The 14,327-nt window shown below is 70.8% G+C and carries 9 protein-coding genes and 1 other RNA gene; 7 read left to right on the forward strand and 3 right to left on the reverse strand.

Going from position 1 to position 14,327, the window contains the following annotated elements:
* The first annotated feature begins 365 nt into the window (after window positions 1-365).
* Window positions 366-5,243, forward strand: a complete 4,878-nt coding sequence (locus ACQP10_RS06730; protein ID WP_346021933.1) for an NAD-glutamate dehydrogenase — start codon at window positions 366-368, stop codon at window positions 5,241-5,243.
* Window positions 5,244-5,298: 55 nt separating this feature from the next.
* Here ACQP10_RS06730 and ACQP10_RS06735 read toward each other — a convergent pair whose 3' ends face one another.
* Window positions 5,299-6,339: a hypothetical protein gene (locus ACQP10_RS06735; protein ID WP_399499924.1), complete on the reverse strand. Its 1,041-nt coding sequence runs from the start codon at window positions 6,337-6,339 to the stop codon at window positions 5,299-5,301.
* A 102-nt stretch (window positions 6,340-6,441) separates the two neighbouring features.
* On the opposite strand from ACQP10_RS06735, the gene prfB reads away from it, so the two are divergent.
* Window positions 6,442-7,557 (forward strand): peptide chain release factor 2, encoded by a 1,116-nt coding sequence (gene prfB, locus ACQP10_RS06740; protein ID WP_179819393.1) that lies wholly within the window; start codon window positions 6,442-6,444, stop codon window positions 7,555-7,557.
* Window positions 7,558-7,645: 88 nt separating this feature from the next.
* On the opposite strand, the gene ACQP10_RS06745 is transcribed toward prfB, so the two are convergent.
* The gene (locus tag ACQP10_RS06745; protein ID WP_179819392.1) at window positions 7,646-7,837 is read right to left on the reverse strand and encodes a hypothetical protein; all 192 of its coding nucleotides are present in this window, start codon (window positions 7,835-7,837) and stop codon (window positions 7,646-7,648) included.
* A gap of 233 nt (window positions 7,838-8,070) precedes the next feature.
* Between ACQP10_RS06745 and ftsE the strand changes: the two genes are divergently transcribed.
* The 5 genes from ftsE to ssrA all read left to right on the forward strand — a co-directional run bounded on the left by ftsE (window position 8,071) and on the right by ssrA (window position 12,946).
* Window positions 8,071-8,760: a cell division ATP-binding protein FtsE gene (gene ftsE / locus ACQP10_RS06750; RefSeq protein ID WP_346021935.1), complete on the forward strand. Its 690-nt coding sequence runs from the start codon at window positions 8,071-8,073 to the stop codon at window positions 8,758-8,760.
* Window positions 8,761-8,793: 33 nt separating this feature from the next.
* Window positions 8,794-9,699 (forward strand): permease-like cell division protein FtsX, encoded by a 906-nt coding sequence (ftsX, locus tag ACQP10_RS06755; protein ID WP_179819390.1) that lies wholly within the window; start codon window positions 8,794-8,796, stop codon window positions 9,697-9,699.
* A 79-nt stretch (window positions 9,700-9,778) separates the two neighbouring features.
* Entirely contained in the window at window positions 9,779-10,246 is a 468-nt protein-coding gene (gene smpB, locus ACQP10_RS06760; RefSeq protein ID WP_189245779.1) for an SsrA-binding protein SmpB, read from the forward strand.
* A gap of 2 nt (window positions 10,247-10,248) precedes the next feature.
* Window positions 10,249-12,147 (forward strand): penicillin-binding transpeptidase domain-containing protein, encoded by a 1,899-nt coding sequence (locus ACQP10_RS06765; protein ID WP_433541057.1) that lies wholly within the window; start codon window positions 10,249-10,251, stop codon window positions 12,145-12,147.
* A gap of 414 nt (window positions 12,148-12,561) precedes the next feature.
* Window positions 12,562-12,946, forward strand: a transfer-messenger RNA (tmRNA) gene (ssrA, locus tag ACQP10_RS06770).
* A 182-nt stretch (window positions 12,947-13,128) separates the two neighbouring features.
* Here the strand turns inward: ssrA and ACQP10_RS06775 are convergent.
* On the reverse strand, window positions 13,129-14,268 hold the full coding sequence (locus ACQP10_RS06775; protein WP_433541058.1) for a S1C family serine protease: 1,140 nt from the start codon (window positions 14,266-14,268) through the stop codon (window positions 13,129-13,131).
* Window positions 14,269-14,327: the final 59 nt, after the last annotated feature.

The raw sequence follows: 14,327 nt of genomic DNA on the forward strand, positions 1-14,327 counted from the left end.
CGGCGGGGAGCCGCGGGGCCCACGACGCGCCAGGCTCCGACGATCCGCGGCGACCGGTCGCCGACCATGAGAGCCACGCCGACCATGACGGCCACGCCGATCACGGCGGCCCGGTCGCCCGCTCCACCGCGGGGACACCACGCCGCACTCCGCTCCCGTCCGCGCCGGGCGCCGGCCGTACGGGCGCGGGATGCCCGGGTGCGGGCCGGGCGGGTACGGCGTGCCCGGATGCGGGCCGAGCGGCGGGAGACCCGCCGCCGGGAGAACCGCGGCTTTCGTATTACTTCCTCCGACCCGGGGAACTACGGATTAAGCCGTAGATCCCTCCAACTATGGAAAACCCCTCACAAAGGAGTGAGAGCGACATGCCGCTCAATGAGGCCAAGGACGAGCTACTCAGGAGTGCCGCCGAGATGTGCGCGCACACGCCGGGTAGCGAGCACGTGGGCGCCGAGGAGGCCCTCGCCTATCTGCGGCTGTACTACCGGCATGTCGCCCCCGAGGACCTGCTGAGCCGCGACCCGGTCGACGTCTACGGCCCGGCGATGGCCCAGCGGCAGCTCGCCGAGCAGCGCCCCCAGGGCCGCGCGCTGGTGCGGGCCTACAACCCCACGCTGGAGGAGCACGGCTGGGACCCCGGATGCTCGGTCATCGAGGTGGTCACCGACGACATGCCCTTCCTCGTCGACTCGGTGACGATGGAGCTCGACCGCCACGAGATCGGCGTCCACCTGGTCGTCCACCCCCAGATGCGGGTGCGCAGGGACATGACCGGCAGGCTGCTCGGCCGCGGCGAGGACGACACGACGGGGCAGATGCTCGTCGAGTCCTGGATGCACTTCGAGGTCGACCGCCAGGCCGACGCCGCGGCCCTCAAGGCGCTTGAGGACGACCTGCAGCGGATCCTGTCCGACGTGCGCTTCGCCGTCGAGGACTTCGTCAAGATGCGGGCCCTGGCCGTGCAGACCGCCGAGGACGTCTCGCTCAACCCGCCGCCGCTGGAGCCGGCCGAGGCCGAGGACAGCCTGGAGCTGATGCGCTGGCTGGCCGACGGCCACTTCACGTTCCTCGGCTACCGCGAGTACCGCCTGGAGGAGGGCGAGGACGGCGACAGCCTGCGCCAGGTCCCCGGCACCGGTCTCGGCATCCTGCGCCACGACAAGTCGGGCTCGGAGAGCTTCGCCGCCCTCACCCCCGAGCTGCGCGCGAAGGCCCGCGACCGGCAGCAGATGATGATCATCACCAAGGCCAACACCCGCGCCACCGTGCACCGCCCGGCCTACCTCGACTACGTCGGCGTCAAGATGTTCGACGCCGCCGGGGAGGTCGTCGGCGAGCGGCGCTTCCTCGGCCTGTTCACCCACGTGGCCTACAGCGAGTCGATCTCCCGCATCCCGGTGCTCCGGCGCAAGCTGGCCGAGGTCCTCGACCTGGCCGGGTTCACCGCCGACAGCCACGACGGCAAGGACCTCATCGAGATCCTGGAGACCTTCCCCCGCGACGAGCTCTTCCAGACCTCGGTGGAGCAGCTGCTGCCCATCGCGCTCGGCGTGCTCAGGCTCCGCGAGCGCAAGCAGGTCAGGCTCTTCCTGCGCCCCGACGACTACGGCCGCTACATCTCCTGCCTGATCTACCTGCCGCGCGACCGCTACACCACCAAGATCCGCGTCAAGCTGCAGAACCTCCTGCTCAAGGCGATCGGCGGCACCTCGCTCGACTACAGCGCCATGATCGGCGAGTCGGCCCTCGCCCGGCTGCACGTGGTGGTCCGCGGCGAGCGCGGCCGGCCGCTGAGCGCCGACACGGTGAACGTCGAGGAGCTGGAGGCCAAGCTCGCCGCGGCCACCCGCTCCTGGGACGACGACCTCGCCGCCGCGATCGTCGAGCTGAGTTCCGAGGAGGAGGCCCCCGGCCTCGTGCGCCGCTACGCCACGGCGTTCCCCGAGGGGTACAAGGCCGACTTCCCGCCGCGGATGGCCGTCGCCGACCTGCGCCGCCTGGAGGAGCTCGCGGAGTCGTCCGACGAGCTGGGGATGAACCTCTACGAGCCCTACGACGCCGCCGAGGGCGAGCGCCGGTTCAAGATCTACCGGATCGGCGCCCCCGTCTCCCTGTCGCAGGTGCTGCCGCTGCTGCAGCGCATGGGCGTCGAGGTGGTCGACGAGCGGCCGTACGAGATCGACCGCGACAACGACCCCGACACCAAGGACGCCTGGATCTACGACTTCGGCCTGCGCTACACCCCCTCGCAGGAGGTGGACCGCGACGAGTTCAAGCGGCTGTTCCAGGACGCGTTCGAGGCGCTGTGGCACGGCCGGGTGGAGAGCGACGGCTTCAACGCGCTGGTCCTGGCCGCCGGCCTCACCTGGCGGCAGGCCGAGATCCTGCGGGTCTACGCCAAGTACCTCCGCCAGGCCGGCACCACCTTCAGCCAGCACTACATCGAGCAGGTCCTGCTCGGCAACGTCCGCGTGGCCCGGCTGCTGGTGCGCTACTTCGAGGCGAGGCTCGACCCCCGCCGCGCCGAGGACGTCCGCGACGAGCTGCAGGCCGCGCTGCACGAGGAGATCCTCGGAGCCCTGGAGGACGTCGCCTCCCTGGACGAGGACCGCATCCTGCGCGCCTACCTGGAGATGATCGGCGCCACCCTGCGGACCAACTGCTTCCAGACCGTGGACGGCCAGCGCAAGCCGTACATCAGCCTCAAGCTGGACTCGCCGTCGATCAGCGTGCTGCCACTGCCCCGGCCGAAGTTCGAGGTGTTCGTCTACTCGCCGCGGGTGGAGGGCGTGCACCTGCGCTTCGGCAAGGTCGCGCGAGGCGGCCTGCGCTGGTCGGACCGGATGGAGGACTTCCGCACCGAGGTGCTGGGCCTGGTCAAGGCGCAGATGGTGAAGAACACCGTCATCGTCCCCACCGGCTCCAAGGGCGGCTTCGTCGTGAAGAACCCGCCGAAGTCGGGCGGCCGGGAGGAGGTCCTGGCCGAGGGCATCGCCTGCTACCGGATGTTCATCTCCGGCCTGCTGGACATCACCGACAACCTCGTCGACGGCCGGGTCGTCCCGCCCGCCGACGTGGTCCGGCACGACGAGGACGACACCTACCTGGTGGTCGCCGCCGACAAGGGCACCGCGAAGTTCTCCGACATCGCCAACGAGGTCGCCAAGGACTACGGCTTCTGGCTGGGCGACGCCTTCGCCTCCGGCGGCTCGATCGGCTACGACCACAAGGGCATGGGCATCACCGCCCGGGGCGCCTGGGAGTCGGTCAAGTACCACTTCCGCACCATCGGCGTGGACGTGCAGAGCACCGACTTCACCGTGGCCGGCATCGGCGACATGTCCGGCGACGTGTTCGGCAACGGCATGCTGCTGTCCCAGCACATCCGGCTGGTCGCCGCCTTCGACCACCGGCACGTCTTCGTCGACCCCGACCCGGACGCGGCCCGCGGCTACGCCGAGCGCGCCCGGCTGTTCGCGCTGCCCCGCAGCTCCTGGGCCGACTACGACGCCTCGCTCATCTCCAAGGGCGGCGGCGTCTGGCCCCGTACGGCCAAGTCGATCCCGGTCTCCCCGCAGATGCGCGCCGCGCTCGACCTGGCCGACGGGGTGACCTCGCTGGCGCCCAACGACCTGATCAGCGCCATCCTGCGGGCCCCGGTGGACCTGCTGTGGAACGGCGGGATCGGCACCTACGTCAAGGCGTCGAGCGAGTCCCACGCCGACGTCGGCGACAAGGCCAACGACGCGCTGCGGGTCGACGCCGCCGAGCTGCGCTGCAAGGTGATCGGTGAGGGCGGCAACCTGGGCTTCACCCAGCTCGCCCGGATCGAGTTCGCGCTCAACGGCGGGCTGGTCAACACCGACTTCATCGACAACTCCGCCGGCGTGGACACCTCCGATCACGAGGTGAACATCAAGATCCTGCTGGACCGAGCGGTCCGCGACGGCGAGCTGACCGACAAGCAGCGCGACCAGATCTTCCTCGACATGACCGACGAGGTCGCCGAGCTGGTCCTGCGGGACAACTACGACCAGAACGTGGTGCTGGCCGCCGCCCGCGCCCAGGCGCCGGAGATGCTGCACATCCACGCGCGCCAGCTCCGCAGGCTGGAGCGGGCCGGGCTGCTCAACCGGGAGCTGGAGTTCCTGCCCTCGGACAAGACGATCGCCGAGCGGCGACAGGCCGGGCTCGGGCTCAGCGCGCCGGAGTTCTCGGTGCTGCTGTCCTACACCAAGCTGGTGACGGACGCCGAGATCCTCGCCTCCGACCTGCCCGACGACCCCTACCTGGCCTCCTGGCTGGTGTCCTACTTCCCGTCGGCGCTGCGCGAGCGGATGCGCCCCCACATGGACGCCCACCCGCTGCGCCGGGAGATCATCACCACCTGCGTGGTGAACGACATGATCAACTCCAGCGGGACCACCTTCATGTTCCGGCTGGGGGAGGAGAGCGGCGCGTCCGCCCCCGACATCGCCCGCGCCTACCTCGTCACCCGCGAGGTCTTCGACCTGCCCAGCTTCTGGCGGCAGGTCGAGGAGCTGGACAACAAGGTGGACACCGCCACGCAGATCGCCATGGAGCTGGAGGCGCGCAAGCTGGCCGAGCGCGGCACCCGCTGGCTGCTCGGCAACCGCCGGGCGCCGCTCGACCTGGCCTCCACGGTCGACTTCTTCGCCAAGGGCATGAACGGCCTGCTGCCGCACCTGCCCAAGCTGCTGACCGGCTCGGACCTGTCGGCGTTCGAGGAGCGCCGCGACTCCTTCATCGCCCGGGGCGTGCCCGAGGAGCTGGCCGAGCGGGTCGCGTCGATGGTTCCGGCCTACTCCACGTTCGACCTGGTGGAGGTCGCCTCGCAGCTCGGCCGCCCGGTCGGCGAGGTGGCCGAGGTCTACTTCGACCTGGCCGACCGGCTCCAGCTGGCCGGGCTGCGCGAGCGCGTCATCGCGCTGCCGCGGGACAACCGGTGGAACTCCATGGCGCGGGCCGCGCTGCGCGACGACCTCTACGCCGCGCACGCCTCCCTCACCCGCGACGTCCTGGCCCACAGCACGCCGGGCCTGTCGCCGGAGGAGCGCCTGGCCCACTGGACCGAGGCGAACGCGGCGGCGGTGGCCCGGGCACGGCAGACCCTGTCGGAGATCTGGGAGAGCGACAACTTCGACCTGGCGACGCTGTCGGTGGCGCTGCGCGCGATCCGCGCGCTGGTGGCCACGGTCAACCTGCCGCTCCGCGAGGTGTGATCCCGAGCCGCGGGGCCCTCGGCGACCGGCCGGTCACCGAGGGCCCCGCGGCCGGTCAGGTGCCGAAGACCTTGGTGACGGTGCCGAGGTAGGCGATGACCCGCGCCGGGACGTGGGCGTTCCGGCGCGGGACGACGCTGACGTAGGGCTGCGTCTCCACGATCCGCAGCTCCTTGACCGGCAGGTCCGAACCGGAGACCAGCGGCTTCAGGTGCCTCGGCACCCTGATCATCGCGCAGGGCGGGACCTTGTTCGTCAGGGTGTCGGTCCTGACCAGCGAGTACATGACCATGGCCCCGCCGTCGGCGGTGCGCAGCGCGCGCACCGGGTAGCCGCTTGCGCCGAAGATCGAGTCGTAGGCCTGGCAGTCGTCGGCCTTGTGCTTCTTCCGCTCGGCCGCGATCTCCTCGGCGTAGCCGGTGGTGCGCCGGCCCTTCTCGATCAGCCCGGCCGCGATCCCCTGGTCGCCCTGCTCCGCGGCGGTCGCGTGCAGCGGCGCCATCAGCCGCGGGCTGATCTCCACGGACCGGTCGTCCTGGTCCAGCGCGGTGGCGTAGCCCTCGGCGTCCCTGGCGATCTCCGGGATCTTCTCGCCCGGCTCCAGCAGCGCGGTGGAGCTGACGCACCACCTGTCCTCGCGCTCGGTCAGGGTCAGCACGGCGGTGCGGGAGCCGCCCGCGGAGTCCTCGCGGCTCACCACCGCGGCGAACCAGTACGGCGCCCGCTGGACGCGGGGGACCAGCAGCCGCGGCCGGCCCCAGGTGTGGTGGGGCGGCGCGTCGGGGGAGACGTTGAACGCGGCGGAGCTGAGGGCCTGCTGCGCCTCGCAGGTCTGCGCCAGCATGTTCCTGCGGTCGGCGGCCAGGTGCGGCGTGGCGCCGCTCAGCACGCCCTCGGCGTCCAGGACGCCCTCCAGGGCGTCGTCCGCCTCCTCAAGGGTGACCGGGGGCTTGGCCAGGGCGGCGGAGGTGGGGGTCGAGCCGGGCGGCATCCCGCCCTTGAGCGGCGTCTGGTCCCCGGGGCCGGAGCAGGCCGCGGCGCAGGTCACCAGCGCGAGGGCGAGCGCGAGCGACCCGCGTCTCCGATGTGCCCGCAACTGCCCGCCTCCTCGTGGTCCCCCCTCGCGCGCCCATGCTAGCCACCGGCGGGGCGCGAGCCGTACCCAACGGGGTTCGGTGGTCGCGTACCCTTTACAGACGTGGCAGTCATCGATCCGGCCGAAGAGATCAACGAGCTTACCGGCACGCTCGCCAGCATCCAGGACGTCCTCGACCTCGGCGTGATGCGCAAGCAGATCGAGGAGCTCGGGGAGCAGGCCGCCGCGCCCGACCTGTGGAACGACCAGGAGCGGGCCCAGCAGGTCACCAGCAGGCTCTCCTACCTCCAGGGCGAGGTCAACAGGATCGAGTCGCTGGGGCGCCGCCTGGAGGACCTGGGGGTCCTGTACGAGCTCGCCGCCGCCGAGGACGACGAGGAGACCCGCGCCGAGGCCGACCGCGAGCTGGAGTCGCTCAAGAGCGACATCGGCGCCCTGGAGGTGCGCACCCTCCTGTCGGGCGAGTACGACGCCCGCGAGGCCGTCGTCACGATCAACTCCCAGGCCGGTGGCGTCGACGCCGCCGACTGGGCGCAGATGCTCCTGCGGATGTACCTCCGCTGGGCCGAGCGCAAGGGCTACCCGACGGAGGTCTACGAGACCTCCTACGCCGAGGAGGCCGGCATAAAGTCGGCCACCTTCACCGTCAAGGCCCCCTACGCGTACGGCACGCTCCGCGGCGAGCACGGCACCCACCGCCTGGTGCGGATCAGCCCGTTCGACAACCAGGGCCGCCGCCAGACCTCCTTCGCGGGCGTGGACGTGGTGCCGGTCGTCGAGACGACCGACCACATCGACATCAACGAGGACGACCTGCGCGTCGACGTCTACCGTTCCTCGGGGCCCGGCGGCCAGGGCGTCAACACCACCGACTCGGCGGTCCGCCTGACCCACCTGCCCACCGGGATCGTCGTCTCCTGCCAGAACGAGCGCTCGCAGCTGCAGAACAAGGCCACCGCCATGGCGGTCCTGCAGTCCAAGCTTCTGGAGCGCAAGCGGCAGGAGGAGGCCGCGGCGCTGAACGAGCTGCGCGGCGAGTCGACGACGTCGTGGGGCACCCAGATCCGCAACTACGTGCTGCACCCCTACCAGATCGTCAAGGACCTCCGCACGGGTTCGGAGGCCGGCAACCCGGCCGCGGTGCTCGACGGCGACCTCGACCAGTTCATCGAGGCGGAGATCCGCTGGACGCGCCGCCAGGAGTCGGGCGCGGAGTGACGGCCGGATGACGCCGCCGGGCGTCCGGGCGGACCGTCGTACGGCGGCCGGGCGCCGGGGCGCCGTCCGGCGCCCGCCAGGGGCCTTCTCAGGCCCCGGTGAGGTGGTTCAGGGCCAGGGACAGCAGGAGCAGGGCGACCAGCGCCAGCAGCACCATCGTGGCCGCCATGCCGTCCAGGCCGTGGTGGTGCATCCGCTCGCGAGCGGCGCGGCACTGAGGACAGCGGCCCTCGGCGACAGGGTGCGCGCACCGCGCGCAGACCAAGTCCTCACAGCTCATACGTCCTCCTTCTAGCCTTCAGAACCACTTTATGCGGTCGTTACCGGGCGGCCGAATCGTTTTGTTTCCGTTATGGACTTTCCAGGCCGGTCTTCCCCCTAGACTGGGCTCCGGCCACCGGAACGTCGATCCTTGGTAAAGACCGGCGCCCCCCGGCCGGCGAGAGGCGAAGGCGAAGCTCCGCCACTACCTCGACCGTCCTACCCCCTAGACTGGCATGCCGTGATGCGCCCGTGATCCATTTTGATAATGTCACCAAGGTCTACGCGAACCAGAACCGGCCCGCGCTGGACCACGTCAGCGTCGATGTCGACAAGGGTGAGTTCGTGTTCCTCGTCGGCCCCTCCGGGTCGGGGAAGTCCACCTTCCTGCGCCTGATCCTCAAGGAGGAGCGCCCCGACTCCGGGGTGATCCAGGTCGCCGGCAAGGACCTCTCCCGGTTGTCCAACTTCAAGGTGCCGCACCTGCGCCGCCGGATCGGCTGCGTGTTCCAGGACTTCCGGCTCCTGCCGAACAAGAACGTGTACGAGAACGTCGCGTTCGCCCTCGAAGTGATCGGCAAGCCGCGGCGGTTCATCCGTAAGGTCGTGCCCGAGGTCGTCGAGCTCGTCGGCCTGGAGGGCAAGGCCCACCGGATGCCCGACGAGCTGTCCGGCGGTGAGCAGCAGCGGGTCGCGATGGCCCGCGCGTTCGTCAACCGGCCGATGATCCTCCTGGCCGACGAGCCCACCGGAAACATCGACCCGGCCACGAGCATCGGCATCATGAAGGTGCTCGACCGGATCAACCGGACGGGCACCACCGTCGTCATGGCCACGCACGACGCGGCCATCGTCGACTCCATGCGCAAACGCGTAGTGGAACTGGAGGACGGCAAGATCGTCCGAGACCAGTCGCGTGGCGTGTACGGCCAGGCGTACTGACACACCAGTACCGGCAGCAGCGACAGGAAGAGCATGCGGGCAAACTTCATCTTCTCCGAGGTCTGGATCGGCCTCCGGCGTAACCTCACGATGACCGTCGCGGTGATCGTGACAGTGGCGATCGGCATGGCCCTGCTGGGCGTCGGCCTGATGATCAACTCCCAGATCTCCACCATGAAGGACTTCTGGTCGGACAAGGTCGAGGTCTCGGTCTTCCTGTGCAAGAAGAACGACCCCTTCCCGGCGTGCAAGGGCAGCGGCGGGGTGAACGCCCAGGAGCAGGCCGCCCTCTCACAGCAGATCAAGGCGATGCCGCAGGTCGAGTCGGTCTCCTTCGAGGACTCCGCGCACGCCTACGAGGTCTTCAAGACGACGAACTCCGGCAACACCGTGCTGCTGTCGGCGATCCGGGCCGAGGACATGCCGGAGTCGTTCCGGGTGAAGCTCAAGGACCCGGACACCTACACCGCGGTGATCGAGCAGCTCAAGGGAGCCCCCGGCGTCTCCAACGTGGTCAACCAGAAGGAGATCCTGGAGAAGTTCTTCGCCCTGCTGGAGAGCCTCCGCTGGGCCGCCCTGGTGGTCGCCATCATCCTGGTCTTCGCGGCCACGCTGCTGATCGGCAACACCGTCCGGCTGTCGGCCTACAACCGCAGGCGCGAGACCGGGATCATGCGGCTGGTGGGCGCGTCCAACATCTACATCCAGCTGCCGTTCGTCATGGAGGGCGTCATCGCCGGCCTGATCGGCGGTGTGATGTCCGGGGTGCTGCTGATGGTCAGCAAGGTGTTCCTCTTCGACAAGGTGCAGGTCTACCTCGCCAACACCGTGCTCACCTGGGAGACCGTGACCAAGGTCATCCTCATCACGCTGATCTTCGGTGTGGTGATCTGTATCCTGGCGTCGTTCGTCACGCTCCGCCGCTACCTGCGGGTGTGACGTCCCGATGACCCTCGTGCCGGACATGCGCGCGATCTCGGGCGCGGTAGGCCGTCCCGGGCACCGGTAGGCTCGAAGCATGCCACGTGAGACCGGGCGGAAGGCCATCGCCCAGAACAAGCGTGCCTGGCACGACTACCACATCGAGGAGACCTTCGAGGCCGGCCTCGTGCTACAGGGCACCGAGGTCAAGTCGCTCCGCCTGGGGCGGGCGTCCCTCGTCGACGGGTACGCCACGATCAAGGACGGCGAGGCCTGGCTGATCAACGTCCACATCCCCGAGTACACGATGGGGACGTGGACCAACCACGCGGCGCGCCGTACCCGCAAGCTGCTGCTCCACCGCAAGGAGCTGGACAAGCTCGCCGCCAAGACCAAGGAGGGCGGCCTCACCCTGGTGCCGCTCGCGCTGTACTTCAAGGACGGCAAGGCCAAGATCGAGATTGGCCTCGCGAAGGGCAAGAAGGACTGGGACAAGCGGCAGACGCTGGCCGAGCAGCAGGCCAAGCGGGAGATGGCCCGCGCGCTCAGGTACAGGAACAGGTAACTGTGACGGGGAAGGCTCGGCGCGCCGTCGCCGCGGCGCTCACGCTGGTCGCGACCGCACCCCTGCTGTCGGCGTGTCTTGAGGAGCCGTCGGCCCATGAGGCGGTCCGCGACTTCCTGGTCGGCTGGCAGACAGGTGACTACGCCGCCGCCGCCAGGCGCACCGACGGCGACGAGAAGGTGGTTCGCAGGGCCCTGGAGGACGCCAAGGTCCAGCTCGACGCGGCCTCGTTCCGCTTCCGGCTGACCGGCCTGCGCGCCGGGCAGGGCGACCGGGACGAGGAGGCCGAGGCCGACTTCGCGGCCGAGGTCGACCTGGGGGAGAACAACCCCCTGTGGGAGTACGACGGGAAGCTGCCGCTGCGCCTGGTGAACGGCCAGTGGAAGGTGCACTGGTCGCCCAGCGTCCTGCACCCCGAGCTGCACGAGGGCCAGCGGTTCGCGGTGGACATCAAGCCCCAGGGGCGCAACCCCATCGAGGACCGCACCGGCGACCCCCTCCAGCAGGTGACCACGCTCTACGTGGCGAACGTCACGCCGGCCGAGCTGAAGAACCCGTCCGAGGTCTGCGAGCGGCTGGCCAAGGTCACCGGGTTCCCGCAGGACCGTCTGCTGAGCCGGATCCGGTCGGCCCGGCCGGACGCGGCCGTGCCGCTGGCCACCTTCGGCGGCAGGCGCTACGCGCAGCTGGAGTCCCAGCTGAAGGCCATCCCCGGCATCACCATCGCCAAGGACCCGCAGCCTCTGGCGCCCGACTCGCCCAAGCAGATCGTGGGCATCGTCTCCGCGGTCACCGCCGACCTCCAGCAGCAGCTCGGCGGCCCCCAGCGGGCGGGCGACACGGTCGGCCGCACCGGGTTGCAGAAGGCGTACCAGGAGTACCTCACCGGCTCGACCGAGACCAGCGTGATCACGCTGGACGTCAAGACGACGAAGAAGGTGGCCGAGCTGCACAAGTGGGAGGGGCGCCCCACCTCGCCGGTGCGCACCACCCTCGACCGCGGCGTCCAGAAGGCGGCGGACGACGCGCTGCTCGGCGTCACGCCCGGCATGCTGGTCGCGGTGCAGGCCTCCACCGGCGAGGTGCGGGCCATCGGCACCACCAAGGAGTACCACCAGGAGAAGGACGCCCTGGCCGGGCGGTTCCACCCGGGCTCGGCCTTCTCGCTGATGGCCGTCGAGGGGCTGATCAAGGCGGGGACGAACTTCAAGCAGAAGCTCGCCTGCCCCGCGGAGCGGAGCGTCGGCGGCGCCCGCTTCCGCCAGTCCGGGCCGCCCGCTCCGAGCACGCCCACCGTCCAGGGCGCCTTCGCCACCGGCTGCGTGACGGCGCTGACCTCGCTGGCCCGCAAGGTGGACGGCGCCGAGCTGGCGGCCGGCGCGGCGAAGTTCGGCCTGGGCACGCACTGGAACCTGCCGCTTTCGACCTTCAGCGGCTCGATACGGCCCCTGAAGGGCGACGCGGCCACGGCGCGGGCCATCGCGGGCCAGAACGTTCTGGTCAGCCCGCTGACCATGGCCCTGGTGGCGGGGGCGGTCGCCTCTCCCACGGGCACCTGGCACCCGCCCGTCCTGGTCACCGACCCCAAGGAGCCCGACCCCTCGGCCGAGACCAAGCCGGTGACGCCGCCCGCGCAGATCAAGCTCGACGACAGGACGGTCGCCACCCTCAGGACGCTCATGCGGGCCGGGGTGACCTCGGGTTCGGCCGCCGCCGCGGCGGCCCCGGGCGACCCGGTGTACGGCGTCACCGCCACCGCCGTCCGCGGCCGCAAGCCCCTGGCGTGGTTCGTCGGCTGGCAGGGGGACACGGCCGTGGCGGTGCTGATGGAGAGCACCGACCCCGCCGCCGGGGCGACCGTCGCCGGCCGGTTCTTCCGGGGGCTGCGCGCGGGCCTGTGACCGATCCCCGCCGACGGAGCCGTGACCCGTCCGGGGGCTGTGACCCGTCCGGGCGGAGACGGAACCGGGCGCCTCGCCGGCCTCGCACACACTCTCGGTGACAATCTCGTCGCCCCGAGCAACCATGAGGTGCCCGCGCTGCGTCCTTCCAGATGACCGGGCGCCGCTTGGGGGGTTGCGGGCCCGGTCGCTGTGATGGCGCCGGGTCCTCGTCTCGGGGAGGCCCCGCCGTCCGGACCGGCTCGACCCTGCCGGTCGATCCCGGGGGCGCGCGGCGCGACGCCCGCGCCCCCGGGATTTCCGGATTTTCCCGCCCGGAAGGGCTCCCGGGCGGGAATCAGGTTGGCATGGACGGTGTTGTTACGGGTATCTTCGGATCGCCCGCCTTTCGAGGCCGGGTTGACAACTCAACAGGGGGGTGACTGGTTTCGACTTTGGCTTTGCAAGTCAGGGGAAGCGGGTCGAGGACTGCGGACATAACCTCGTTAACACTGTGACCGCGACCAACAAGTGCCAATAAGACGCACTCCGAGGTCAGCCAGGGCAACCTGGCCCTCGCCGCCTAAGCAGCGAGTGACCTCTGCCGGCCCGGGAGCGCCTCCGGCCCGGATCCGGCATCGCTAGGAGGCTCAACCGATCGACCCGGCCACGGGGGAGATCGGGAAATCTAACAGTGGCTGAGCCCGTCGGCGACTTGCCTGCGTGATCGCCGGGGCTGAGAAAAGCACAGCGGGCTGCACCCGGAGAAGCCCTGTCTTGGAGCTGAAGGACGCGGGTTCGATTCCCGCCACCTCCACCACCCCGTGAGGAAGCCCGCCGGGGCGAGTAGCACTCGCCCCGGCGGGCTTTTTCGTCATGGCCGGAGAATCCCCGGGCGGGCCGTCGCCTCCGGATGGAGTCCCCAGGCGGAGCCTCCTTCGCCGCGCCGGCGTGGGCGGCTTCTCGTGTTTCCCACGCGGGTCGGCCGCTTTCCCGCGCGGGTCAGCCGCCGCTGGGGAGTTCGCTCAGGGTCACCGTGACGGTGGCGGTGGAGCCGTTCGAGCGGCGCAGCTCCACCCGGGCCCGGTCGCCGGGATCGAGGTCGGCGAGGACCTCCGAGAGGGCCTGCGTCGTCGGGGTTGCGGTGCCGTTGACGGAGAGGATCAGGTCGCCCGCCTTGATCCCCGCCCGCGCCGCGCCGCCGCCGGGGGTGACCCGTACGACGCCGGTGCCCACGGGCAGGCCGTCGGAGCCGATCACGGTCTGCACGGTGACGCCGAGGGCGGCCCGGCGGGTGTTGACGACCCGGCCCTTCTCGATGATCTGCCGGGTGATGTCCACGGCGGTGTCGGAGGGGATCGCGAAGCCGATGCCGGCCGCCTGGCCGCCGCCCAGTTCGGGGTTGACGGCGGTGAGGGTGGGGATGCCGATGACCTTCCCCGCGAGGTCGACCAGTGCTCCGCCGCTGTTGCCCGGGTTGATCGCGGCCGACGTCTGGATGGCGTTGGTGATCGTCGCGGCGGGGCCCTCGCCCTCGGCGGGCTCGGTGACCGTACGGCCCAGCGCGGAGACGATCCCGTCGGTGACGCTGCCGGACAGGCCCAGCGGGTTGCCCATGGCCAGGACGAACTGGCCGACCCGCAGGCGGCTGGAGGCGCCGAAAGCGGCCGGTCGCAGCCCCCTGGGGTCGTCCACCTTGATCACGGCCAGGTCGCCCAGCTCGAAGGTGCTGATCAGCCTGGCCGGCCGGGGCGGGCCACCGCTGGCGAGCGTCACCTGGAAGCGCCTGGCCCGGCCGACCACGTGGGCGTTGGTCACGATGTGCCCGGCGGCGTCGTAGATGACCCCGGAGCCGAGGCCCTCCCCCGTGGTGATCTGCACGATCGACGGCAGCACCTTGGCGATGACCTGCTCGTAGGCCGCCTGGAGCGACTGCGGTGAGACCGGCGCCCCGGGGCCGGGCGGCGTGCCGGTCGGGGAGCCGGGGAGTCTGCCGGCCGTGACGGCGGGCGGGCCGCCGGCCGAGCCGGAGACCGAGTCGGAGATGGAGCCGGTCAGCCCCGTCCCGCCGTCCCCGCCGCAGCCCGCGAGCGCCACGGCGACGGCCGCCAGCAGCGCGGCCCGCGATGTCGATCCCCCCATGCAGGGATATCTTCCCGGACACCGGCGGAGGTACCCTGCCGAGGTTTTGATCAGGTCTG

This window comes from Streptosporangium sandarakinum (assembly GCF_050942225.1).
Lineage (GTDB): Bacteria > Actinomycetota > Actinomycetes > Streptosporangiales > Streptosporangiaceae > Streptosporangium > Streptosporangium nondiastaticum.